The organism is Nocardia sp. NPDC003482 (assembly GCF_053588115.1).
The window spans coordinates 235,671-258,733 of sequence record NZ_JBSFPI010000002.1; the positions used below are offsets into that span (position 1 = coordinate 235,671).

At 70.1% G+C, this 23,063-nt stretch carries 21 protein-coding genes; 8 read left to right on the top strand and 13 right to left on the bottom strand.

Features of this window, described 5'->3' with window-relative positions; all coding sequences use genetic code 11:
- Together pheA and ACWDSJ_RS04265 are read left to right on the top strand one after the other, a co-directional pair.
- Positions 1–921 (top strand): prephenate dehydratase, encoded by a 921-nt coding sequence (pheA, locus tag ACWDSJ_RS04260; protein ID WP_387358618.1) that lies wholly within the window; start codon positions 1–3, stop codon positions 919–921.
- Entirely contained in the window at positions 918–1,577 is a 660-nt protein-coding gene (locus ACWDSJ_RS04265; protein WP_450029174.1) for a histidine phosphatase family protein, read from the top strand. The genes pheA and ACWDSJ_RS04265 overlap by 4 nt, the downstream gene beginning before the upstream one ends.
- Positions 1,578–1,581: 4 nt before the next feature.
- Here ACWDSJ_RS04265 and ACWDSJ_RS04270 read toward each other — a convergent pair whose 3' ends face one another.
- The 5 genes from ACWDSJ_RS04270 to ACWDSJ_RS04290 all read right to left on the bottom strand — a co-directional run bounded on the left by ACWDSJ_RS04270 (position 1,582) and on the right by ACWDSJ_RS04290 (position 5,545).
- Complete coding sequence (locus ACWDSJ_RS04270; protein WP_450029175.1) at positions 1,582–2,412, bottom strand: ESX secretion-associated protein EspG; 831 nt, start codon at positions 2,410–2,412, stop codon at positions 1,582–1,584.
- The gene (locus ACWDSJ_RS04275; RefSeq protein WP_450029176.1) at positions 2,413–3,579 is read right to left on the bottom strand and encodes a PPE domain-containing protein; all 1,167 of its coding nucleotides are present in this window, start codon (positions 3,577–3,579) and stop codon (positions 2,413–2,415) included. It lies immediately after the preceding gene.
- Positions 3,580–3,590: 11 nt separating this feature from the next.
- Positions 3,591–3,899, bottom strand: coding sequence for a PE domain-containing protein (locus tag ACWDSJ_RS04280; RefSeq protein WP_387358626.1), 309 nt, complete (start codon positions 3,897–3,899; stop codon positions 3,591–3,593).
- A 168-nt stretch (positions 3,900–4,067) separates the two neighbouring features.
- A complete protein-coding gene (locus tag ACWDSJ_RS04285) occupies positions 4,068–4,421 on the bottom strand; it encodes a metallopeptidase family protein (protein WP_387358629.1) in 354 nt (117 codons plus the stop codon).
- 5 nt (positions 4,422–4,426) lie between these two features.
- Entirely contained in the window at positions 4,427–5,545 is a 1,119-nt protein-coding gene (locus ACWDSJ_RS04290; protein WP_450029177.1) for a septum formation family protein, read from the bottom strand.
- 89 nt (positions 5,546–5,634) lie between these two features.
- Here ACWDSJ_RS04290 and serS point away from each other — a divergent pair, with 89 nt between their 5' ends.
- The 3 genes from serS to ACWDSJ_RS04305 all read left to right on the top strand — a co-directional run bounded on the left by serS (position 5,635) and on the right by ACWDSJ_RS04305 (position 9,887).
- Positions 5,635–6,897: a serine--tRNA ligase gene (gene serS / locus ACWDSJ_RS04295; protein ID WP_450029178.1), complete on the top strand. Its 1,263-nt coding sequence runs from the start codon at positions 5,635–5,637 to the stop codon at positions 6,895–6,897.
- An 82-nt stretch (positions 6,898–6,979) separates the two neighbouring features.
- Positions 6,980–8,827, top strand: a complete 1,848-nt coding sequence (locus ACWDSJ_RS04300) for a putative bifunctional diguanylate cyclase/phosphodiesterase (RefSeq protein ID WP_387358635.1) — start codon at positions 6,980–6,982, stop codon at positions 8,825–8,827.
- Positions 8,828–8,849: 22 nt separating this feature from the next.
- Positions 8,850–9,887, top strand: a complete 1,038-nt coding sequence (locus tag ACWDSJ_RS04305) for a Gfo/Idh/MocA family protein (RefSeq protein ID WP_450029179.1) — start codon at positions 8,850–8,852, stop codon at positions 9,885–9,887.
- Here ACWDSJ_RS04305 and ACWDSJ_RS04310 read toward each other — a convergent pair whose 3' ends face one another.
- Positions 9,888–11,420, bottom strand: a complete 1,533-nt coding sequence (locus ACWDSJ_RS04310; protein ID WP_450029180.1) for a Rieske 2Fe-2S domain-containing protein — start codon at positions 11,418–11,420, stop codon at positions 9,888–9,890.
- A 45-nt stretch (positions 11,421–11,465) separates the two neighbouring features.
- Positions 11,466–12,317 (bottom strand): hypothetical protein, encoded by an 852-nt coding sequence (locus ACWDSJ_RS04315; protein ID WP_450029181.1) that lies wholly within the window; start codon positions 12,315–12,317, stop codon positions 11,466–11,468.
- A 66-nt stretch (positions 12,318–12,383) separates the two neighbouring features.
- On the opposite strand from ACWDSJ_RS04315, the gene ACWDSJ_RS04320 reads away from it, so the two are divergent.
- The 3 genes from ACWDSJ_RS04320 to ACWDSJ_RS04330 all read left to right on the top strand — a co-directional run bounded on the left by ACWDSJ_RS04320 (position 12,384) and on the right by ACWDSJ_RS04330 (position 15,264).
- Positions 12,384–13,166 carry a lysophospholipid acyltransferase family protein gene (locus ACWDSJ_RS04320; protein ID WP_450029182.1) on the top strand — a complete coding sequence of 261 codons (783 nt, stop codon included), beginning with the start codon at positions 12,384–12,386 and terminating at the stop codon, positions 13,164–13,166.
- A 21-nt stretch (positions 13,167–13,187) separates the two neighbouring features.
- Positions 13,188–13,946, top strand: coding sequence for a lysophospholipid acyltransferase family protein (locus ACWDSJ_RS04325; protein ID WP_450029183.1), 759 nt, complete (start codon positions 13,188–13,190; stop codon positions 13,944–13,946).
- Between the two features lie 211 nt (positions 13,947–14,157).
- Entirely contained in the window at positions 14,158–15,264 is a 1,107-nt protein-coding gene (locus tag ACWDSJ_RS04330) for an agmatine deiminase family protein (protein WP_450029184.1), read from the top strand.
- Here ACWDSJ_RS04330 and ACWDSJ_RS04335 read toward each other — a convergent pair.
- The 6 genes from ACWDSJ_RS04335 to ACWDSJ_RS04360 are packed head-to-tail and all read right to left on the bottom strand — an operon-like array spanning position 15,162 to position 22,970.
- Complete coding sequence (locus tag ACWDSJ_RS04335; RefSeq protein WP_450029185.1) at positions 15,162–15,809, bottom strand: hypothetical protein; 648 nt, start codon at positions 15,807–15,809, stop codon at positions 15,162–15,164. The two genes, ACWDSJ_RS04330 and ACWDSJ_RS04335, sit on opposite strands and share 103 nt — an antisense overlap.
- The gene (locus tag ACWDSJ_RS04340) at positions 15,806–17,479 is read right to left on the bottom strand and encodes an ABC transporter family substrate-binding protein (protein WP_450029186.1); all 1,674 of its coding nucleotides are present in this window, start codon (positions 17,477–17,479) and stop codon (positions 15,806–15,808) included. The genes ACWDSJ_RS04335 and ACWDSJ_RS04340 overlap by 4 nt, the downstream gene beginning before the upstream one ends.
- A 27-nt stretch (positions 17,480–17,506) precedes the next feature.
- On the bottom strand, positions 17,507–19,180 hold the full coding sequence (locus ACWDSJ_RS04345; protein WP_450029187.1) for an ABC transporter family substrate-binding protein: 1,674 nt from the start codon (positions 19,178–19,180) through the stop codon (positions 17,507–17,509).
- Positions 19,181–19,189: 9 nt separating this feature from the next.
- Positions 19,190–21,067 (bottom strand): ABC transporter ATP-binding protein, encoded by a 1,878-nt coding sequence (locus ACWDSJ_RS04350; protein ID WP_450029188.1) that lies wholly within the window; start codon positions 21,065–21,067, stop codon positions 19,190–19,192.
- Positions 21,064–21,996: an ABC transporter permease gene (locus tag ACWDSJ_RS04355; RefSeq protein ID WP_450029189.1), complete on the bottom strand. Its 933-nt coding sequence runs from the start codon at positions 21,994–21,996 to the stop codon at positions 21,064–21,066. Before ACWDSJ_RS04355 ends, ACWDSJ_RS04350 begins: the two co-directional genes overlap by 4 nt.
- Positions 21,993–22,970, bottom strand: coding sequence for an ABC transporter permease (locus ACWDSJ_RS04360; RefSeq protein ID WP_387358660.1), 978 nt, complete (start codon positions 22,968–22,970; stop codon positions 21,993–21,995). The genes ACWDSJ_RS04355 and ACWDSJ_RS04360 overlap by 4 nt, the downstream gene beginning before the upstream one ends.
- Positions 22,971–23,063: the final 93 nt, after the last annotated feature.

Here is a 23,063-nt window from a genome sequence, read left to right on the forward strand (position 1 = left end):
GTGCCGCGTATCGCCTATTTCGGGCCGTCGGGAACCTTCACCGAGATGGCCCTCGCCCGACTCGAGTCCGCCGACGTCTTCGACGGTCCGGTGGACCGCATCGCCGCGCCCAGCCAGGGCGAGGCGCTCGAACTGATCCGCACCGGCGCGGCCGACGGCGCGGTGGTGCCGATCGAGAGTTCGATCGAGGGTTCCATCTCGGCGACCCTGGACGCGCTGGCGGTCGGGCCCCGCCTGCAGATCGTCGCCGAGACCGAACTGGACGTGGCCTTCACCATCGTCGGGCGGCCGGGCGTCGAACTCGCCGAGGTGGAGACCGTCGCGGCCTATCCCGTCGCGGCCGCGCAGGTGCGAATGTGGTTGGCGCGCAAGCTGCCTCGCGCCCGGCTGCACACCTCCGCCTCCAATGCCGCCGCCGCCGAGGACGTGGCCGCCGGGCTCGCCGACGCGGCCGTGTCCACCACGCTGGCCGGGCAGCGCCTCGGGCTGGACGTGCTGGCCACCGGCGTGGCCGACCACGATCAGGCGATCACGCGCTTCGTGCTCGTCACCCGGCCCCGCCCGGCGCCGCCGCGCACCGGGGCCGACCGCACCTCGCTGGTGATCCTGGAGCTGACCAACGAACCCGGCTCGCTCATGCGCGCGTTCGCCGAATTCGCCGCGCGCGGAGTCGATCTCACCCGCATCGAATCGCGGCCCACGCGCACCGGCATGGGCACCTATCGGTTCTACCTGGACTGCGTCGGCCACATCGACGACCCCGCGGTCGCCGAGGCCCTCAAGGCGCTGCACCGCACCGCGGGCCGCATCCGTTATCTGGGCTCCTGGCCCGCGAGCTCACCGAGTGGTTCCGCGCCGCCGCCGGACGCACCGGCCGCAGCGTGGCTGAACGATCTGAAGAAGGGGGTGGCCGACCTGTGAGCAGCCTGATCCTGGTCCGGCACGGCGAGACCGAGGGCAATGTCGCGAAACTCCTCGACACCCGGGTGCCGGGCCTGCCGCTCACCGAACGCGGTGTGGCGCAAGCGAAGTCGTTCGCCGCCAATCTGACCGAACCGCCGCGCCGGCTGTTCAGCTCGGCGGCCCTGCGGGCCCGGCAGACCGCGGCCCACATCGAGGCGGTCACCGGGGTGAGCGCGCAGGTGCTCGACGGCGTGTACGAGGTGCAGGCGGGTGACCTGGAGGGCCTCAGTTCCGAGGCGGCGCATCAGCGGTTCCAGCGGATCTACCGGGCCTGGCATCTGGGCGAGCTGGACGTGCGGGTGCCCGGCGGCGAATCCGGGCAGGAGGTGCTCGACCGGTACCTCCCGGTGCTCGAGGAGCTGCGCGACACCTATCTGCGCGACGGCGAGGCCGGGGACATCCTGCTGGTCAGCCACGGCGCCGCCATGCGGCTGGCCGCGCGCGTGCTGAGCGGGGTGGCCCCGCCGTTCACGACCAACAACCACCTCGACAACACCGAGACGATCGAACTCGCGCCGCGCGCCGACGGCGGCTGGGACTGCCTGCGCTGGGGGAGCTACACCCCGCCGTTCGCCTACCAGGTCGAGCCCACCGCCGACGATCCGATGGGCTGACCGATCAGGCCGGGCCCGGATCCGGCTTGAAATCCGCGCGCAGCGGGAGCTTCTCGATGAGGTCCTTCAACGCCGTCCGCAGCCGGGCCGTGGTGCCGCTGGCGATCGAGGTCCACAGCACGTCGTCCTCGGACCGGGTGGTGACGGCGATGAAGCGGCCGTGGCGGGTGTTGTAGACCGAGACCATGCCGTCGGCCAGATCGCGGGTGCCGTCGCCGTAGACGACGCCCACCACCGAGGCGTGCGAATGGATCTCGACCATCGCCGAGGCCAGCACCTGCGCGTCCCGGGCGGGCTTGCCCACCTTCGCGAGGCGTTCGGCGGTGGCCGCCGCGTCCCCGGCGTCGGCGAAGATCGGCTTGAGCTCCTCGGTGAGGGCGTTCATCCCGCTCAGTTCGAGCGGTTCGCCCGCGCCGAGGGCGGCCATGACCGTGCCGGGCAGATCGTGCCCGGTTTCGTCGACGACGTATGAGTCCGGCCCGCGCAGGACGACGACCTCGAGGTCGTCGCCCTTGGCGAGACAGAAGCGGTTCACCCGGTCGGCGATGTACCAGCGCAGCGCTACGACCCAGTGCGGGCGGTACAGCGCCCGCAGCCGGTCCGCGAGATCGCGGTGCACCTCGCCGTCCACCAGAAGCCCACGCGCCGTGAGGGATTCGGCCGCGGCCGCCATCGCCGCGTCGTGGTCCGCGACATTGTCGTAGCGGCCCATCGCGTCGAGCACGACCGGCACCTCATCGATGCCGAGCGTCTCGAGCAGGAACTGCATCTCGTCGAGGGCCAGCGGCACCGCCTCGAGCATGGACGGGCCGCGGCCCGCACCGAGGACCGTCACTCAGCGATCTCCGCCGATGACCCCGGGCGCGATGACCCGGCCGTCGGCGAAGTGCTCGCCGCGCAGGTAGTCGTTGCCCTTGTGCTCGCCGTCCTCCTCCTCGTCCTCGCGGACCTGGTGGCCGAGCAGCGGATTGCCGCCGGTCGCGGTCGAGCGCGCGGGCGCGGGGCCGCCGACCTGCACCGTCGGCGCCTCGGGCGCGGGGGTGGCCGCGGCCGCGTTGCCGCCGCCGAGCACATTGCCCGCGCCCCAGCCCTCGGGCAGTTTGAGCGTGCCCGCGCCGTTGCCGATGCCGACCGCGCCGCCGAAGGAGACCGCCCGGGTCGCCACCGCGGCCCCGCCGACCGCACCCGCGCCCACACCCGCCATCATCGGCGTCACACCGGTCGAGGCGGGCGCCGCCGCGCTGGTGGCGGCCGCGATCGCGCTGGAGGCGGCGTGCCCGGCGGTCGTCACGCCGGTGCTGGCCACCGAACCGGCGACCTGCGCGGCCTGGGTGGCCGCGCTCGCGACGCCCGGATTGGTCAGGAACGCCTGCGCGGCCGCGGCGGCCGCCTGCACCGGATCACTGGACCCGTCGGCGAAGGCGGCGTCGCCGTTCTGGCTCGCCTCGGCGTTGCCCGCGCCGTTGGCGATGGCCGGGGGCATGGCGAACTGATTGGGCGTGGTGACCACGGCGGTGGTGGCGGCCTCGTAGGTCTCCATCACCAGCGCGGCGCGCAGATCGAGCGCGGCCTTGGCCGCCTCGGCGAGTTCGGCGCTGCCGTCCAGATCGCCGCCGTGCGCGTGCGCGGCCACGCGCGCCGCGTCCACGGCCGCGATCTCGGGCAGGCTGGGCATGGCCAGCGAGGCCACGGTGTAGGCGGTGGCGTTGGCCGCGGCCTTGGCGCCCATCGCGGCGGCGAGCACGCCCTGCTGTTCGGCCCAGCCGGTGAAGCCGGTGAGCCGGGCCAGCGCGGCGATGCCGTTGACGCCCTGCATGCCCACGCCGAGTTCGGCCATCACGCGCGCGACGGTCGCGGTCGCGTCCACCCAGGCGGCGGTCAGCGCGCCCCACGCGGTCGCGGCGGCCGAGATCGGCACCGCGTGCGCGCCGGCGTTGAGCGAGATCGAGTTGGCCTCGGCCATGCGGGGCAGCCAGAACACCCCGGTGATTCCTGCGGTCACGATGTTCCCCTTTACAGAACCGCGGCGACGCCGGAGGCGTTCCCGAGATCGTCGGCGATGAACTGGGCCAGTTGCTGCCGCAACGTCATCGCGGCGTGGTGCAGTTCGAGGATGCCCTGGGCCACCGCTCGGTCGTGGCTGAGCGCGGCGTCGTTGAAGTGGCCGGCCGCCAGGAACGACACCTCCTCGGCGCCCGACGGCACGACATGGGTCGCCGGACCGCTGAGCCCCGCGACGGCGGCCAGTCGTTCGGCCAGTAGATCGAGTTCCGCCGCGGCCGCGAGGACGACCGCCGGCTCCAATTTCACGAGGCCAACCATTACCCGAACTCCTTCTAGTGGCGGCTGAAGCTCTGTCGGGCCGACATACGCCTGCCCGTCGGTGGAACCACGAGAATTCCCCCTACGAGTTCTTGGACGCGACGACCCCGGCCCCGGTTCCCTCGCGCCCACACCTACTTTCGGCTCGACCCACTCCGCGGGTCAAGATTAGCCCCATCCCAGCTCATGCAGGCGGTGTTCGTCAATGCCGAAATAGTGTCCCACTTCGTGGATCACAGTGATCGCGACCTCCTCGACCACCTCCTCGGCGCTGTCGCACACGTCGAGGATCGCGTCGCGGTAGATCGTGACCGTGTCGGGAAGCGCTCCGCCGTAATGGCTGTCGATTCGCTCGGTGAGCGCGATGCCGTGATAGAGGCCGAGCAGCCCCGGATTCTCGGGGTTGCGGGCCTCGATCAACACCACCACGTTGTCGATCGCGCGGGCGAGTTCCGGCGGGATCAGGTCCAGCGCGTCGGCGACCAACTCCTCGAACCGATCCTCCGACATCCGCACGGCCACAGCGACTACCGCGGCTGGGGGACCGGGGCGGGGGCCGCGCCGGGTAGGGGGGCGGGGGTGGAGCGGCCGGAGCTCGGCGGCGGCACCGGCGCCTGACCGTCGATCATGATGTCGCCCTTGGCCGATCCGGTGATGGTCGAGAAGCCCTGCTGGGAACCCTTGCCCACCAGGCAGTTCAGCTTGTGGCTGCCGACCAGCCAGCTGCGCGCGTCGAGGTTGTCCCAGAAGATGGTCAGCGTCTTGTTGATCAGGGCGTCCTGCCCGCCGAGGTAGTCGCCCGCCACGCGCGCGCACTCGTCCTGCATGAACTTGTCCTGATCGTCGTTGCCCGGCGGCCCGCCGGTGAAGTGCGCGCCCAGGTCGACCACCGACATGACCTCGTAGGCATGGGGTTTCGCGCAGTCGACCGGTTCGTTGGTGGGCAGGCTCTGATTGATGCCGATGCAGGTGCCCGGTTCGAACACGCGCGACTGATCGCTGTCGCGGACCCGGCCGACGGTCTGCTGGGTCGGATTCCCGGTCGCGCTCACCAGTTGCAGGCCGCAGCGGATCGTCCGATCGCCGTTGCGCCAGCCGGGTTCACCGGGATTGATCATGCCGATCACGTAGCGTCCGCGCGGATCGAAGCGACCGCCGAGATAGGCCGCGGCGGCGGGGGCGCAGTGCTCGTCGCGCAGCTCGCCGAAGCGCAGTGTGTCGGGAAACCGTGAGCCCGGCCCGAATTCGCGGCCGGGGTAGGCGCTCAGGTCGATGTCCGCGGTGACCTCGAACAGGTGCTTGTCCGCGCAGTTGACCTTGGTCAGGTCGACCGTCTTGGGATTGCTCCAGGTGAGGCAGTCGCCCGAGCGCGCGGTGCCGAAGGCGGTATTGGCCCGGCCGGGTGGCGGCGGGCCGCCGGGATCGTGTGCCTCCAACCCGTGCTTGCTGCGGAAACCGGAGATGGACAAGGTCACCAGCGCCGCGACCACCGCGCCGATGGCGATGGCCAGCAGACCCCAGCGCAACTTGTGCGCGGGCAGATGGATCCGCCCCGACGCACGCCGCCGGGACGTCGCGGCTCCGGGACCGGTCCGCGGCGCGGCGCCGGGTGCGGGCTCCTGGGACGGCACATCGTGGGAGGACATCGGGGTCCATGATGGCAGCGCGCGGTCACCCCCGCCACGATCGGATCCCGTTCGGCGCGCGCCGTGTCCGGGTAATAGGCTGGCTGCTCGTGATCGACCTGCGATTCCTGCGCGAGAACCCGGACGTCGTACGCGCCTCCCAGCGCGCCCGCGGCGAGGACCCGGCGCTGGTGGACGCCCTGCTCGCGGCGGACGCGGCGCGCCGGGCCGCCGTGGCGACCGCCGACAATTTGCGCGCCGAACAGAAGGCGCTGGGCAAGAAGGTCGGCAAGGCGTCCCCGGCGGAACGGCCCGCGCTGCTCGCGCACGGTCAGGAACTCTCGGCGAAGGTCAAGGAGGCCGAGGCCGCCGAGTCGGCCGCCGACGCGGACCTCGAGGCCGCCCACCGCGCCATCTCCAACGTCGTGCAGGAGGGCGCGCCCGCGGGCGGCGAGGACGATTACGTCGTGCTCGAAACCGTCGGCGCGCCAACGGAATTCGACTTCGAGCCGAAGGACCACCTGGAACTCGGCGAGGCGCTGGGCCTGGTCGACATGGAACGCGGGGCCAAGGTCTCGGGCTCGCGGTTCTACTTCCTCACCGGTTACGGCGCGCTGCTGCAACTGGGGCTGCTGCAACTCGCCGCGCAGCGGGCCGTCGCCAACGGATTCACCATGGTCATCCCGCCGGTGCTGGTGCGGCCGGAGATCATGGCGGGCACCGGCTTCCTGGGCCAGCACGCCGCCGAGATCTATCACCTGGAGGAGGACGACCTGTACCTGGTCGGCACCTCCGAGGTGCCGATGGCCGGGTACCACTCCGACGAGATCCTCGATCTGAGCGCCGGGCCCAAGCGCTACGCGGGCTGGTCGTCGTGCTTCCGCCGGGAGGCGGGCAGCTACGGCAAGGACACCCGCGGCATCATCCGGGTGCACCAGTTCGACAAGGTCGAGATGTTCGTGTTCTGCCGCCCCGAGGACGCCGACGCCGAACATCGACGGCTGCTGGGCTGGGAGAAGGACATGCTGGCCGCGATCGAGGTGCCGTACCGGGTCATCGATACCGCCGCCGGGGATCTCGGCTCCTCGGCCGCGCGCAAATTCGACTGCGAGGCGTGGGTGCCCAGCCAGGGCACCTACCGCGAGCTGACCTCCACCTCGAACTGCACCACCTTCCAGGCCCGGCGGCTGTCCGTGCGCTACCGCGACGACAAGGGCAAACCGCAGATCGCGGCCACCCTCAACGGCACGCTGGCCACCACGCGCTGGCTGGTGGCGCTGTGGGAGAACCACCAGCGCGCCGACGGTTCGGTGCGGGTCCCGGCCGCGCTCGTCCCGTTCGTGGGCCGCGAGGTGCTCGAACCCCTGCGGTAGCGGGGCGTTCGCGCGCGACTTTGCCCGGCGATTCCCCCGGATGTGACTACTGCTCAGGTCAGTTGGCTCTAGGCTATGCACCGTGCGAGGAATCGGGTCGCGCGGCGATACCCGCACGCGAGTGCGGGCCGCATCGGCGCTGGCGACGGCAATGGTCATGGCGCGAACCACCGGCGCGTTCTATGTCATGGGTGGCGTGCTGGGCCTGCTCATCACCGCGATCGCCCCCGGCTCGGACGGTAACCGGCCGTTGGTGGGCGCCGCGGCGGCGACCGCGCTGTTGCTCGGCGTCAGCCTGCTGATCTGGGGTCCGCGGCTGCCGCATTCGATCCACCACGGGTACGTGGCGGTGGCGACCGTGCTGGTGACCATTGCCGTGCACTGGTTCCCCAACACCGTGGGGGCGATCAGCCTGGCGGCGTTCTACGTGTTCATCGCCTGCGACGCCGCGATCTTCTTCGCCTGGCAGTGGGTCGCGGCGCATGTGGCGTTCGCGGTGCTGCTGTGCCTGTGGGTGGTGCCCTCGCGCGAATTGCCGTGGTGGTCGGGCATGATCCCGGCCGGGGTCACGGTGGGGGTGGGCATCGTGGTCGGCATCCTCACCCGGATGGCCTCCGACGCCGATATCGATGTGCTGACCGGTCTGCTGAACAGACGCGGATTCGATCGCGCGCTCAACGGCGCCATCGGACACGCCGGGCGCACCGGGCAGGGCCTGGCGCTGGTGCTGGTCGACCTGGACCGCTTCCAGAAGATCAACGACCACCTCGGCCATCGGGCGGGCGACGCGGTGCTGCAACGGGTCGCCGACACCTGGTCGAAACTGCTCGCCCCCGAACAGCGGCTGGCCCGCTACGGCGGCGACGCGTTCGCGCTGCTGCTGCCCAACACCACCGAACAGGCCGCGATCCTGCTGACCGAGCAGCTGCGCGCCGCGGTGACCACGGGCTGTTCGGCGGGCGTGACCTCCTGGCAGCCGGGCGAATCCGCCTCGCTGCTGGTCAGCCGCGCCGACGTCGGGCTCTACCGGGCCAAGCAGGCCGGGCGCAACCGGACCGTGCTGGAATCCTCGCGGCAGCTGCCGCTGGCGGTGGAACTGCGCGAGGCCATCGACACCGGCGCGCTGGACGTGCACTACCAGCCGATCGTGAGCCTGACCGAGGGCGGCACCAAGGCCGTCGGCGTCGAGGCGCTGCTGCGCTGGTCGTCCAACGCCCAACCGGACGTGACCACCGAGGGCCTGATCCGGGTGGCCGAGGAGTACGACCTCATCGCCGATCTGGACGAGCTGGTGCTGCGCCGCGCCTGCGCCGACGCCGCCCGGCTGCAGGAGACCTTCGCCCAGCTCGATCTGACCCTGAACGTCAATGTCAGCGGTCTCGAACTGGCCGAAACCGATTACGCCGACCGGGTTTCCGGCATCCTCACCGACACCGGTTGGCCCGCCGCGCAATTGGTGCTCGAGGTCACCGAGAGCGAACTGGCCGCCGAATCCCAGACCGCCATCGGCAATCTGCACAAGCTGCGCGAGCGCGGCGTGCGGATCGCCATCGACGATTTCGGCACCGGCTACTCCTCGCTGAGCAGGCTGGCCACCATCCCGAGCGACATCCTCAAGGTCGACCAGTCCTTCGTCGCCGCGATCCGCTCCGATTCCCCCGCGCCGCCGCTGCTGGGCGTCATCGCGGCGCTGAGCAAATCGCTGGATCTCCAGGTGATCGCGGAGGGTGTGGAGACCGAGTACCAGGCGGCCGTGCTCACCGAACTCGGTTTCGCGCTCGCCCAGGGCTACCACTACAGCGACTCGCATCCCGTCTCGGAGCTGATCAGCGATCTCAACGAGCCGCGCGGGCTGGTCGGCGCGGGCGTGCCGGAGGGCGATTTCGCGGCCAACGGCTGGATCCCGGTCGAACATCCCGGCCGGAATTGATCTTGCGGGCACAATGGGTGCCATGTCGTCACTCGAGGTCGCCGTCGTGGGCTACGGCCTGGCCGGATCGGTCTTCCACGCGCCGCTGATCGCCGCCGAGCCGCGCCTGCGGGTCGCGGCCGTGGTGACGTCCTCGCCGGAGCGCGCCGAACAGGCCCGCCGCGAGCATCCCGGGGTGCGCGTCGTGCCCACGGCGGACGAGTTGTTCGCCGATCCGGCCGGTATCGATCTCGCGGTGATCGCCACCCCCAACCGCACGCACGCCGCGCTGGCCCGCCACGCCCTGGCCGCCGGACTGCCGGTGGTGGTCGACAAACCCTTCGCGCTGACCGCGGCCGAGGGCGAGGAGGTGATCGCGGCGGCCGAGGCGGCGGGCCGGATGCTCACGGTCTTCCAGAATCGCCGCTGGGACAGCGACTTCCGCACGCTGCGCCGCCTGATCGACGACGGGAGCCTCGGCGCGGTGCGCCGCTTCGAATCCCGCTTCGAGCGCTGGCGGCCGGTGAGCAAGGGCGGCTGGCGCGAGGTCGGCGCGGCCGAGGAGGGCGCGGGCATCCTCTACGACCTGGGCAGCCACCTGGTCGATCAGGCCCTGCACCTGTTCGGTCCGGTGACCGACGTGTACTGCGAACTGGACGCCCGCCGCGCCGAGGTGCGCGCCGACGACGACGCCTTCGTCGCCCTCACCCATGCCTCCGGCGTCCGCTCGCACCTGTGGATGAGCGCCGTCGCCCCGCAACTGGGCCCGCGCTTTCGCGTGCTCGGCTCCGAAAGCGGTTACGTCACATACGGTCTCGACCCCCAGGAGGACGCGCTGCGCGCGGGCCGCCGCCCCGGCGACGGAATACCCTGGGGCACGGTCGAACCCGAGCACTGGGGTCTGCTCGGTGTGGACGGCGACACCCACCGCGTGCCGAGCGAACCGGGCGACTACCCCGCCTTCTACGCGGGCGTGGCCGCCGCCCTGCTCGACGGCGCGCCCGTCCCGGTCGATCCGCGCGACGCGGTGGCGGCCCTGCGTGTCCTGGAACGCGCCCGTGCGGCGGCGCGCCCGGCCTGATTACAGCTTGCGGGCCCGCAGTTCGTGGCCCTTGGAGGTCTTGCAGCGGCCGCTCTCCAGATCCCACTGCCAGCCGTGCAGATTGCAGGTGAGCGTATTGCCTTCCACCACACCGAATTTCGACAGGTCGGCCTTGAGGTGCGGGCAGCGCCGCTGCACCTCCCAGCCCGCGAGTTCGGTGGACGCGGAATCGTCGTGCGCCTCGGAGAACCAGCCGTCGGCGTAGGCGATGCGCTCATCGGTGAGGCATTTGAAGAACGTGTAGAGGAATTCGTTGTAGCCGCCGATGCGCCACGCCTGGAACCGGGTGGACAGGAAAATGGTGTTCACCCAATCGGGTTCGCGATCGCGCAACACCGTGCGCACCAGGTCCGGATGGATGCGGAAGCCGTAGCGGTAGCGCCCCTCGCCGTCGATCGGCCCGCGCACGACCCGCTTGGGGAAGTCCAGCACCACGGTCTCCTCGCCGAGCACCAGCCCCACCGGATAGCCGATGCCGTCGCAGATCAGATCGCTCTGCGCCATGATCGGCTCGAAGAGGTCCTTCAGCTGGGGCAGCAGCGGCTCGTCTCCCGTTGCCCAGGTGGCCTTCTCGGCCGCGAGCACCGGGGCCAGGCGGTCGGCCATGGCCTCGATGTAGGCGCCCTTGTCGCTCCAGATCTCGGCCGGATCGAACGGGTGGCTCAGGGACAGCTCGCGCCCGCGCACGTCGGCGACCGAGCCGGGGATCATCAGCACCCCGCCCTCGTGGCCGTGCGCGCGCATCTCGTCGAGGAACACCATCTGATCGGGGAAGATGTTGCCGGTCTCGGCCCCGTCGCCGGTGTCGTTGAGGTAGCGCAGCTCGTCGTCCAGGAAGACCGGCGGCCCGGCCGAGGGCACCACCCAGGTGGCCCCGACCTGATCGATGTAGCTGCGCGCCCGGTCCATCCCGCGCTGGCGCTTCTGCTTGCCGAAGTTGGCCTTGGTGCGGGCGGGGATGTCGTAGACCATCGGGTACCAGATGGCCCCCGAGTACTGGAGCAGGTGGATGTCGATGTGGCCGAACGACTCCCGCAGCGGGTCCATGTCGACCGGCCGGGCGTCGTTCATGTTGAAGCACACCGTCTCGCCGTCGGAGACCACCAGACCGGAGTCACCGATCGGACCGTCCGCGGGCGCGCGCAGCGCGATGATCATGATGTCGAGACCGTCGGCGAGCGTGTGCTTCACCGAGTCCTCGGTCTCGAAGAACGTGTGGAAACCGAGCTTCTCGAGCTCACGCCGCAGATCCGGCACCGGATAGTCCGGCAGCAGCACCGTGGCGTCCTTGTTCACATGCTCGAGCAGGTTCTTCGCGTCGAAGTGGTCGCGGTGCAGATGCGAGACGTAGAGGTAGTCGACCGCGCCCAGCGCGTCCCAGTCCAGGCCGGTGTTGTCCGGGAACGGGAACCACGAGCCGAAGTACGCCGGGTTCACCCAGGGATCGCAGAGGATCGTCCCCGCCGCGGTGCGGATGTGGAATCCGGCGTGTCCGACGCTGGTGATCTGCACGTGAGATGTCCCTCCTGAACCGATGTCGGCCACCCAGGGTAGCGGCTAGGCCGAGACGTCGCCGATGCAGTAGCCCTGCTCACTCGACTTCAGCGTGAAGGTCCGTTCGCGCTGGGCGCCGGTGGCGGGCGTGACCGGAACCGAGACCGTGGTGTAGTCCCCGCCCAGCGCCTGCGAGGTGAGCCCGTCGTCGACGAAGGCTTTCACCGTGCCCAGTTTGGCCGGGGCGCTCGCCAGCGGCGCGGCCGTCGCGCGACCACTGCCCGTGGGATCCCAGCTCGTGGTCGCCGAGCACACCAGCGGATGGGCCGGTTCGGTATCGGCCGGGTCCAGCGGTTTGCCGCTCAGCCGGGACAGGTACCGCCGCACCGTGTGGCGGGCCTCGGCGTCGTCGAAAACCGGTGTGCCCGTGGGCATCACGCGCGGGCAGGCGTATCCGGTGGCGATATCGGCGCGCTGCGCGACCACGCTGACGCCCGCGCGGGGGTTCTTCCACACGATCGCCGTGCCGTCGTCGACGCCCGGTCGGCTCAGCGCCTCGAGAATGCTCTCCTGGTCGGCGTACATCGTTTCCACATTGCGCGGGGCGACGGTCCAGCAGCGCCGCACCAGCGTCTGCGTCGGAACCTGTTGCAGGTCCATGGCCCAGCGCGTGAGCGCGTCGGCGGCCGCCGGGTCGGGACTGGTCAGCGCGACCGTGACCGCGACCTCGCCCGGCGCGGCGGTGACCGGCACCGGCGGCGGAACCGGTTGGGCGGTGGCGCTTTCCCGCGTCGTGGTCGCCGGCGCCGACTCGGTCCAGTCGGTGCCCTCGATGCCGACCCGTGAATCACAACCCGCCAGCAGGCAGGCGGCCGACAGCGCGATCGCGCCGACGATGAATGGGGGGCGTTGCACGACGGCGAACCTCTTTCCTACGCGGTACTCGGTACCTGATGCGGCAGCGACTACGCTAGCGGAATTGTGGAACCCGTCTACCGGACGATCATCGGCCTGGCACGCACCGTCTTCTTCGTGCAGGGCCTGAAATTCGACGTCAAGGGGGATGAGAACATCCCCGCCGAGGGTGGCGCGGTCATCGCCATCAACCACACCGGGTACATGGACTTCACCTACGCCGGGCTGCCCGCGCGCACCCCGAAGCGCTACATCCGGTTCATGGCGAAGAAGGAGGTCTTCGACGACCGGATCAGCGGCCCGATCATGCGGGCGCTGAAGCACATTCCGGTGGACCGGTCGGCGGGCGCGGACTCCTACAAGGCGGCGGTGGACTATTTGCGCCGCGGTGAGCTGGTCGGGGTCTATCCGGAGGCCACCATCAGCCGCAGCTTCGAGATCAAGGACTTCAAATCCGGCGCGGCCCGGATGGCGATCGAGGCGGGCGTGCCGATCATCCCCATGGTGATCTGGGGCGCGCAGCGGGTGTGGACCAAGGGTCATCCGAAACGGCTGGGCCGCAGCAACACCCCGATCTCCATCGCGGTCGGCGAACCGATCCAGCCCCCGGCGGTGACCGGCGACGACATCGGCGGCCCGGCCGCGGAGCTGACCGCACGGCTCCGCGAGGTGATGCAAGGACTGCTGGCAGAATTGCAAAAGGATTACGTTCACGAACCCGGCGCGTACTGGGTTCCGGCTCGGCTCGGCGGCAGCGCTCCCACCCTCGAGGAGGCGAACGCGCTGGACGCCGCCGAGGTCGCGGAGCGCGGGGCCAAACGCGCCGCGGCCCCGGGCGAACAAGGGTAGGCACGAGAGGTCGGGAAAACGATGGCGCGGGAACTGGTCTTCGACGTCCTGACCGGATTGGTCCGCACGATCTTCCGGGCGCAGGGCCTGCGGTTCGACATCGAAGGGCAGCGCCATGTCCCGCGCACCGGCGGGGCCGTGCTCGCGGTCAATCACACGGCCTATCTGGACTTCATGGAAGTCGGTCTGGTGGGCCGCAATTCGGGCCGCAACGTCCGCTACATGATGAAGGCCGAACTCGAGCACGGCATCGTCGGCTGGCTCATGAAGCAGTGCAAGGCGATCGGCGTGGATCGCACCGCGGGCGCGGAGTCCTATCAGCGCGCGGTGACGGCGTTGCGGGACGGGGAGATCGTGGTGGTGTATCCGGAGGCCACCATCAGCCGCAGCTTCGAGCTGAAGGAGTTCAAATCCGGCGCGGCGCGCATGGCGCTCGAGGCGGACGTGCCGATCGTCCCGATGGTGATCTGGGGCGCGCAGCGCGTGTGGACCAAGGACATCCCCAAACAGCTGGGCCGCCACCGCTTTCCGATCCACATCCGGATCGGCGAACCCGTCCCGCCGCACGGCTCGCCCGACGAGCTCACCGCGGAACTGCGCGCGCGCATGTCCGCGCTCCTCGACCTCGCCCAGCGCGACTACGAGATGCCCGCGGGCGCGCGCTGGGTGCCCGCGCGTCTCGGCGGCACCGCGCCGACCCCGGAGCTGGCCGCGGTCATCGAGCGGGAGGAGCTGGCCCGCCGGGCCGCCCGGCGCGCGGCGAAGCGGACGCGCGGCTGACCCCTACCGCGAACGGGCGGCGAAGGCCGGAGGCGTCGGCCCTGCTCCCCGGGCGCGGGCTGGAGCCCGCGCCGACCGCCCGCTCCGGCTCCCCGGAAGAAACTGCTGGTCAGACGTCCGTTTGCCGACACGCCGACCGGCGCGCCCGCGCGACGGGCCGACACACCTCGATTCCTGCGTATCGCGCCCGGACTCGATACCGTTCGGAACCGTGACGCGTTACGCGATGCCCGCGGAATCGGCCCCGCACGCCCGCACCTGGCTGGCCTGGCCCGCCAAGGGGTCGGTGTGGGCGGAGCTGCTCGCGCCCGCGCGCGCCGATGTGGCCCGGTTGGCGCGGACGATCGCGGAACGCGAGCCGGTCACGGTGCTGGCGCGCCGCGAGCATGTGGCCGAGGCCGCGCGGGACTGCGGTCCGGACGTGGAGGTCGTGGCCGCGCCGTTGGACGATGTGTGGATCCGCGACACCGGCCCGGTGTTCGTCACCGCCGAGGACGGCTCCCAGGTCGGCATCGACCTCAACTTCAACGGGTGGGGTCAGAAGGCCGAGTACCACATGGACGCCAAGGTGGCGCGAAAGGTGTTGGAGATCGCGGGAATCGAGCGGGTGCTCGCCCCGATCGTGGCCGAGGGCGGCGCGCTCGAGGTGGACGGGGCCGGAACCATGCTGGCCACGGAGAGTTCGCTGATCAACCCGAATCGCAATCCCGGTCTCTCGCACGAGGACATCGAGCGAGCGGTGGCCGAACTGCTGGGCATCGTCGAGGTGGTCTGGTTGCAGGGCGTCGCCGACGAGGACGTGACCGACTGCCACGTCGACGCGGTCGCGCGGTTCGCCCGGCCCGGGGTGATCCTGCTGGACTGGCCGGTGCACCCGGATCCGCTCGACGTGTTCGCCCGCGCCGCCTACCGGGCCCGCACCCGCCTCGCCGAGGCCACCGACGCGACCGGGCGCGGCTTCGAGATCGTCGAACTGCCGCAACCGGATCGGGCCGATCTGCCCGGAACGCGCGGCCCGGAGTTCCTCTACTCCTACGCCAACTTCTATGTCGGCAACGGCGCGGTCTACCTGCACGCCTTCGGCGATCGGCGCAGCGACGACCGGGCCGCGGGCATCGTCGGCGATCTGTTCCCGGGCCGCGAGGTGGTGCCGGTGGCCTTCGACGCGGTGGCCGAGGGCGGGGGCGGCATCCACAGCGCGACCCAGCAGCAGCCTCAGCTCGGATCCGAACCGCGAATCGCGGCGAACCACACCGCCGCCGCCGCGAAAACCGAGGTGGCGCAGACGAATTCGACTACTCCTCGGTCGGACAGATAGACCCAGAACAGACCCGCCAACGGCGCGACCACCGCGGATTGGGCGTCCAGCACCAGCCGCCGCACCGGTCGCACGGCCCGCGCCGCGTGCGCCGCGCCGTCGGGATCCGGTCGCGTCGGATTGTCGATCAACCGTCCCGGCGGCTCCGAATCCCGCGGCGCGCCGGCGGGATACACCCGCCGACCCGCCACCCGCACCGCCGAGCCCGACCGCTCGATCGCGGACTCGGGCAGTGTGACCAGGAACGGATCGAAATACACCGGCAGCCAGCGAGTCTCGTCGCCCGCGGTGATCTCCAGCCAGGACCGGCTGAGCAGCCGATGCTGCTGGCGCACCCGCTTGCCGCGCGCCGACTCCGGTATCCCCGGCCGCCCGAACGCGACCGCGAGCCGGAAACCCGTGTACCCCAACACGATCAGCGCCACGGTCGCCAGCAGGCTCACCCGCTCCACATCGCCGAACGGCGCCCAGGCGAGACAGATCGCCAGGACGCCGCTCGTCGTCAGCACCGGATAGGCCAGGGGATGGCCCGCACCGGGGGTCACTTCAGGAAGCCCACCTTGGTCCAGTCCAGGGTGGCCAGCCCGCGCGCGCCGTAGTTCGCCAGGCCCGCGCGCACCGCGACGATGCCCGGGGACTGCAACAGCGGCGCGGAATGGCCCTCCTCCCAGACCTTCTTGTCGACCTGGTTGGCCAGTTCGACGGCCTTGGTGGCGTCCAGTTCGGAGACGGTCCGCTCGATGAGGTCGTTCAGTTCGGGGGAGCCGATGCGGCCGTAGTTGCCCTGCATATCGTTCGGGTCGTAGCCCCAGATCTGGTACAGGCTGCCCAGCGGGAACGGGTCGCCGACCCAGGACCATTGCGCCACATCGAAATTGCCGGGCTGGATGACATCGCGGAAATAGCCCTGACCGGGTTTGGTCTCGATGGTCAGCTTCACCCCGATGCGGGCCAGATTCTGCTGCATGATCTGCGCCATCTGCACCCAGACGTCCTGGTTGTACATGATGTCGCGGATCTCCAGCTTGCGGCCGTCCTTCTCGCGCACGTCGCCGTTGAGTTTCCAACCGAGCGCGTCGAGTTCGCGGGCGGCGGCGTCGGGGTCGTAGGGCAGGCTGTTGTCCTGGTAGCCGGTCTGGCCCTCGAGGTAGACGTGGTTGTTCAGCGGCTTCGGATCGGCGACCAGACCGTTCTGGATGGCGGTCGCGATGCCCTGGCGGTCGATGCCCTTGATGATCGCCACGCGCAGCTTGGGATCGGCGAGGATGGATCCGGGCGCGCCGTTGAAGGTCAGATGCGACCACTGGGTGGCGGGGGTGCGGCGGATCGCCACGTCCGGAATGCTCTGGGCGGTCTTGAGTTCGTCGCGGTTGGCGATGCCGACGGCGTCGATCTCGTTGTTCTGCAAGGCCGGAAGGTCGGCCTCGGAGGACAGGATACTGAAGGTGATGGTGTCCAGTTTCGGTGTCGCGCCCCACCACTTCGGATCCCGGCCGAGCACGATGCGGCCCTGCCCGCGGTCGGTGGACTGCACCCGGAACGGTCCGGCGGTCAGGGTGATCGCGTCGACCTGACTCTTGTTGAACGCCTCGGCCGACGCGGTGACCGACTTCGGGTACAGGTAGCCGTTCCCCGCGAACTGGCCCTTCCACTCCGCGAAGTGCTTGGCGAAGGTGACGATCGCCTGCTTGTCGTCCACGCCGCGCTCGACCTTCGAAACGCGGTCGAAGCCTTGGCTGTTCGCGATCAGGTACGCCTTGTCGCGCCCGCTCAGCGCCTCGGCCTGGGAGCGGATGTCCTCCCAGGTGATCGGCGTGCCGTCGGACCACGTCGCCTTGGGGTTGATGGTGTAGGTGACCTGCTGGGGGTCGGTGCCGGTCAGTTCCACGTTGGTGAAGTAGTCGGTGTTGACCGTGGCATTGCCCGCGGCGTCGATGCGGAACGCCTGCGGCATCATCGGTCGTTCCACGGCGGCGATCTCGTTGTCGTTGCCGTCGACGGTGAGCGTGTTCCAGTTGACCGGATAGGCCGAGATCGACAGCCGCAGATTGCCGCCGTCGCGCAGATCGGCGACATCGTGCGGATTGATGTCGTTGGTCGTCCCGATGGCGGCGGTGCCGCTGCCGCCGCTGTCCGAACCGGAACAGCCGGACAGGATCAGACCCAGCGTGACCGCCGGGACGGCGGCTCGGATGGCTATCGAACGTATCCGCATGGATCGCTCCTTCCGTCGGGAGGGGACTTACTTCGTGAAGCCGATCTTGGTGTAGTCGTAGGACGCCAATCCGGGCGCCCCGAAATTCGCGAGGTCCGAGCGCACGCCCCAGTCGCCGGGATCCTGGGTCAGGGGCAGGGAGAACCCCTCGTCGAAGATCGCCCGGTCCGCCTCGTTCGCGAGCTCGATCGCCTTGGCGGGGTCGAGTTCGGACAGGGTCCGATCGATCAGATCGTTGAGTTCGGGGGAGCCGATGCGGCCGAAGTTACCCTGCTCGTCGTCGGGGTGATAGGCGTAGATCTGCGGCAGGCCGCTCAACGGGAAAGCGTCGCCCTGCCACTGGAACTGGGCCAGATCGAAATCCCCGGGGATGAACACGTCGGAGAAGATGTTCTGCCCGGGCCGCGCGTCGATGGTCAGCTCGATCCCGACGCGGGCCAGATTCTGCTGGATCAGCTGGGCGACCTTGACCCAGATGTCGTTGTTGTACATGACATCCCGGATGACCAGCTTGCGGCCGTCCTTGAACCGCCGATCGCCCTGCCGAGTCCAGCCCAGCGCGTCGAGTTCGCGGGCGGCGGCGTCCGGATCGAATACCGGGGCGTTGTCCCGGTAGCCGTCCTGGCCGCGCACGTAGACGTGGTTGTTCAACGGCTTCGGCTCGTCCTCCAGGCCGTTGAGCACAGCGTTCGCGATGGCCTGCCGGTCGATCGCCTTCGAAACGGCCACGCGCAGGCGCGGATCCGCGAGGATGGACCCGGGCGCGCCGTTGAACGTCAGATGCCGCCACAGATTCGCCGGCGTGCGCCGGATCGCGAAGCAGGGAGTGCCGCGCACGGTCGCCACATCCGAGAGCGAGAACAGCTGCGCCGCGTCGAGTTCCTTGTTCTGCAGGGCCGCCGGCCAGGCGCCCTGATCGAGCACGCTGATCGTGATCGTGTCGAGTTTGGGCGGATCGCCCCACCATTTCGGATTGCGGCCCAATACGATTCGGCCCTGGGTGCGGTCGGTGGACTGCACCGTGAACGGTCCGGCCGTCTGCGCGATGTGGTCGACCAGGCCGTGATTGAACGTCTCCGGATCGCCGGTGACCGATTTCGGGTAGAGCATGGAGTTCCCGGCGAACTGCCCCCGCCACTCCGCGTAGTCCTGCCGGAACGTGAGGATCGCCTGCCGGTCGTCGACGCCGCGTTCGACCTTCTCGACCCGGTCGAAGCCGACCGTGGAGCCGATCAGGTAGCGCTTGTCGGTTCCGCTCAGCGCGTGCGCCTGCGCGGCCAGATCCTCCCAGGTGATCGGCGTGCCGTCGCTCCACACCGCCTTCGGATTGATGGTGTAGGTGACCTGCTGGGGGTCGGTGTTCGTCAGCGCGATATCGGTGAAGTAGTTCGGGTCCACCGCGGTGCGCCCGGCCGCGTCGACGGTGAACGCGCGCGGCATCATCGCCCAGACGATGCGGGCGATCTCGAGGTTGTTGCCGTCGTTGGACAGCGTGTTCCAGTTCGGCGGGAACTCGGTGGTGGCCAGCCGCAGATTGCCGCCGTCGCGAATCGCCTCGCGCGGTCGGGCGTTCACGTCGCTGCCGGTGCCGAGCGCGTTCGGCCCGCCCGCGGGTTCGCCGCCGGAGGAACAGCCGCCCGCACCCAGCGCCACGGCCAGCAGCAGGGCGGCCGCGGCCGGTGCGGCGCGACGGATCCTCACGGTCTTCTCCTAACGTGCGACGACCGGAACGGGGACCGCGTCGATGAGGGCGCGGGTGTACTCGTGCCGGGGATCGGCGAAAATTTGTTCCGCCGGGCCGGATTCGACGATCTTGCCGCGATACATCACGGCGATGTCGTGGGCCAGATTCCGCACCACCGAGAGATCGTGCGAGACGAACAGATACGACAGCCCGCGCGCGGTCTGCAACTCGCGCAACAGGTTCAGCACGCCCGCCTGGATGGACACGTCCAGCGAGGACACCGGTTCGTCGAGGACGAGCAGTTCCGGATCCAGCGCGAGCGCGCGGGCGATGTTGATGCGCTGCTTCTGCCCGCCGGAGAAGTCGGCCGGATAGCGGTCGGCGTGTTCGGCGCGCAGGCCCACCTGCCGTAGCAGTTCCGGCACCCGGCGGCGGATCTCGTCGCGGGGGCGGCCGTCCACCCGCAGCGGTTCGGCCAGCGCGTCGAAGATCGGCAGGCGCGGATCCAGCGAACCCGACGGGTCCTGGAAGACGATCTGCAACTTGCGCCGGATCTCGCGGCGGCGGCCCTTGCTCAGCGTCGCCACATCGCTGCCCAGCACCTCGATGGTCCCGGCCTGCGGCGCGACCAGATCCATGATCTGGGTCAGCGTGGTCGACTTGCCCGAACCGGACTCGCCGACCAGCGCCAGGGTGCGCCCGGCCCGCAGCTCGAGGTCGATGCCGTCGACCGCGCGCACCTCGCCGGTGCGGCGGCGGAACACCACGCCCGAGGTGAGCGGGAACGTCTTGGTCAGGCCCGAAACCCGCAGCACCACACGGTCTTCCGGGGTCGCGACGGATTCGGGCGCGGCCACCTCGCGCCGATAGGCGGCGAACAGATCCGCGGTGCCGACCTCGCTGGTGCGGATGCACGCCGCGCGATGGCCGGGCGCGGTGTCCTGCAACGGCGGTTCCGCGGCGCGGCAGTCGTCGATCGATACCGGGCAGCGGGGCGCGAACGGGCACCCCGGCGGCAGCGCGTGCATGGCGGGCGGCGCCCCGGCGATCGGGATGAGCGGGGCGCGGGCCGGGCCGTCGATGCGCGGGATGGACCCGAGCAGCCCGACCGTGTACGGCATCCGGGGCTGGTTGAAAAGTTCCGCGGCCGCGGCGGTTTCGACGATCCGCCCGGCGTACATGACCGCGACCCGATCGGCGAGCGTGGCGGCGATGCCCATGTCGTGGGTGATCATCACCACGCCCGCGCCGGTGATGTCGCGGGCCTTGCGCAGCAGGCCGAGGATCTGCTTCTGGACGGTGACGTCCAGCGCGGTGGTCGGCTCGTCGCAGATGATCAGCTCGGGGTCGTTGGCGATGGCCATGGCGATCACCACGCGCTGGCGCATCCCGCCGGAGAACTCGTGCGGAAACGCCTTGGCGCGCAACGCCGGATCGGGGATGCCGACCAGATCCAGCAGTTCCACCGCGCGGGCCGCGGCCTGGTCGGCGCTCATCGTCCCGTGCGCGCGCAGCGCTTCCGCGATCTGATCGCCGATCCGGTACACCGGGGTCAGCGCCGAGAGCGGATCCTGGAACACCATGCTGATCCGGCTGCCGCGCCAGCGGGACAGCTGCCGGTCGCCCATGCCCAGCAACTCCTTGCCGCGCAGGCGGATCGAGCCGCGCACCCGGGCCTGTTCGGGCAGCAGGCCCATCACCGCGAGCGAGGACACCGACTTGCCGGAGCCGGATTCGCCGACGATGGCCAGCACCTCGCCGTCGCCCACCGAGTAGTTCACCCCGCGCACCGCGTCGATGCGGCCCTCCTCGGAGGGGAACGACACGTGCAGATCGGCGACCTCGAGCAGCGGCGCGGTCGTGGGACGCCGGGTCGTCTCGCTCGCCTCGGTGTGCTCGCTCACGCGTCCTCCCCGTTCCGCTTCGACCGCCGCGACCGGGCCCGGCGCGAACTCGGGTCGAAGGCGTCGCGCAGGCCGTCGCCGACCAGGTTGGCGCACAACACCGTCAGCACCAGCAGCCCACCGGCGAACAGGAACAACCACGGATAGGTCAGCGCGGATTTGGTGCCCGTGGCGATGAGCGTGCCCAGCGACACGTCCGGCGGCTGCACGCCGAAGCCGAGGAAGCTCAGCCCGGTCTCGGAGATGATCGCCGCGCCGACCGCGAGGGTGGTGTCGATGATCAGGATCGAGGCGATGTTGGGGATGATGTGGGTGGTGATGATCGTCCAGGTGGACGCGCCCATATACCGTGCGGCGCGGACGAATTCGCGGTCGCGCAGGCTCAGCGTCAGACCGCGCACCAGCCGCGCGCTGATCATCCAGCTGAACACCGCCAGCAGCACGATCAACAGCAGGATCGAACCGCTGCCCTTGGTGCGCGGGGCGAAGATGGCCACGATGATGAAGCTCGGGACCACCAGCAGCAGATCCACCACCCACATGACGACCCGATCGGTCCAGCCGCCGAGCAGGCCCGCCACCGAACCGGCCAGGGCGGCGATGACGCTGGTGCAGATCGCCACGCTGAACCCGATCACCAGCGACTTCTGCAATCCGCGCAGGGTCTGCGCCAGCACGTCCTGCCCGATCTGATTGGTGCCGAACGGATGTTTCCCGCTGGGCGGTTTCAGCAGCGCGGTGTAGTCCAGCTGCTGATAGTCGTAGGGCAGCAGCGGCGGCAGCGCGAAGCTCAGGATCAGCATGAGCAGCAACACGATCAGGCTCACCACCGCGGGCTTGTTGCGAAGGAAGCGGCGCCACACCAGTTTCCGGCGACCGGCCGCGACCGGCTCCGGCGCGCCCTGCGCGATGATCTCGGCCTCGCTCATGACACCCGCACCCGAGGATCGAGCAGGGCGTACACGATGTCGGACAGCAGGCCGCTGATCAGGATCACCAGGCCGGTGAACGCGGTCACCGTCGCCACCACGTAGAGGTCCTGGGCGTTGATGCCGTCCACCAGCCATTCGCCGACGCCGTGCCAGCCGAAGATCTTCTCGGTGAAGGCGGCCCCGGTGATGAGTCCGCCGAAGCTGTAGGCGAACAGCGTGGCCATCGGGATCAGCGCGGTGCGCAGACCGTGTTTGTAGAGCGCGCGGCCGCGGGTGAGGCCCTTGGCGCGGGCGGTGCGGATGAAATCGCTCTGGAGGACGTCGAGCATGGCGTTGCGCTGATACCTGCTGTAGGAGGCCATGGCGAAGAGGGCCAGGCCGAGGGTGGGGATCACCATGTGCTGGGCGCGGTCGACGATCTGGTTCCACAGCCCGTGCACCGCGTTGGCCGAGGTCTCCCCGGTGTAGAGGAAGATCTGCTGGCCGGTGGCCGAATTGATCTCCAGCGCACCGTATTTCAGCACGGTGGCGAGCAGGAACACCGGGGTGCTCAGGATCAGCAGCGAGACGATCGTGGTGAAGTAGTCGCTGAACCGGTACTGCCGGATCGCCCCGGCCGCCCCGATCAGCACGCCCAGCACGGTGCCGACGACCGAGCCGACGATCAGCAGCCGCAAACTCACCCCGACCCGGCGGCCCAGTTCCGCGCTCACCGGCTGCCCCGCGAGCGTCTGCCCGAAGTCGCCGTGCGGCATGCCCGAGACCCAGGTCAGGTAGCGCCGCGGAATCGGTTCGTCCAGATGCAGTTCCGCGGCCTTGGCGTCGATCACCGATTGCGGCGGGCGCGGATTGCGTTGCTGGAGGCTGTCCAGGGGCCGAAAGGTCAACGACGCCAGGCTGAACGTCAGGAACGTCGCCAGCACCAGCAGCACGACATAGTTCAGCGCACGTCGTAGCAGAAAGCCGGTCATCGGTCCCCTCGCGTCGGTTACTAGCCCCTGATCATAGGGACAGTCGGGCTCCTGGGCGTGTCATGCGGCCATCGTTTCCGGGGACAGTCGACG

What these genes read in the sequence shown, in the direction of transcription:
- ACWDSJ_RS04280 (WP_387358626.1), bottom strand. Translation starts at nt 3,899, where the DNA reads ATGGTTGGCCTCGTGAAATTGGAGCCGGCGGTCGTCCTCGCGGCCGCG.
- ACWDSJ_RS04290 (WP_450029177.1), bottom strand. Translation starts at nt 5,545, where the DNA reads ATGTCCTCCCACGATGTGCCGTCCCAGGAGCCCGCACCCGGCGCCGCG.
- ACWDSJ_RS04305 (WP_450029179.1), top strand. Translation starts at nt 8,850, where the DNA reads ATGTCGTCACTCGAGGTCGCCGTCGTGGGCTACGGCCTGGCCGGATCG.
- ACWDSJ_RS04325 (WP_450029183.1), top strand. Translation starts at nt 13,188, where the DNA reads ATGGCGCGGGAACTGGTCTTCGACGTCCTGACCGGATTGGTCCGCACG.
- ACWDSJ_RS04340 (WP_450029186.1), bottom strand. Translation starts at nt 17,479, where the DNA reads ATGCGGATACGTTCGATAGCCATCCGAGCCGCCGTCCCGGCGGTCACG.
- ACWDSJ_RS04355 (WP_450029189.1), bottom strand. Translation starts at nt 21,996, where the DNA reads ATGAGCGAGGCCGAGATCATCGCGCAGGGCGCGCCGGAGCCGGTCGCG.
- ACWDSJ_RS04360 (WP_387358660.1), bottom strand. Translation starts at nt 22,970, where the DNA reads ATGACCGGCTTTCTGCTACGACGTGCGCTGAACTATGTCGTGCTGCTG.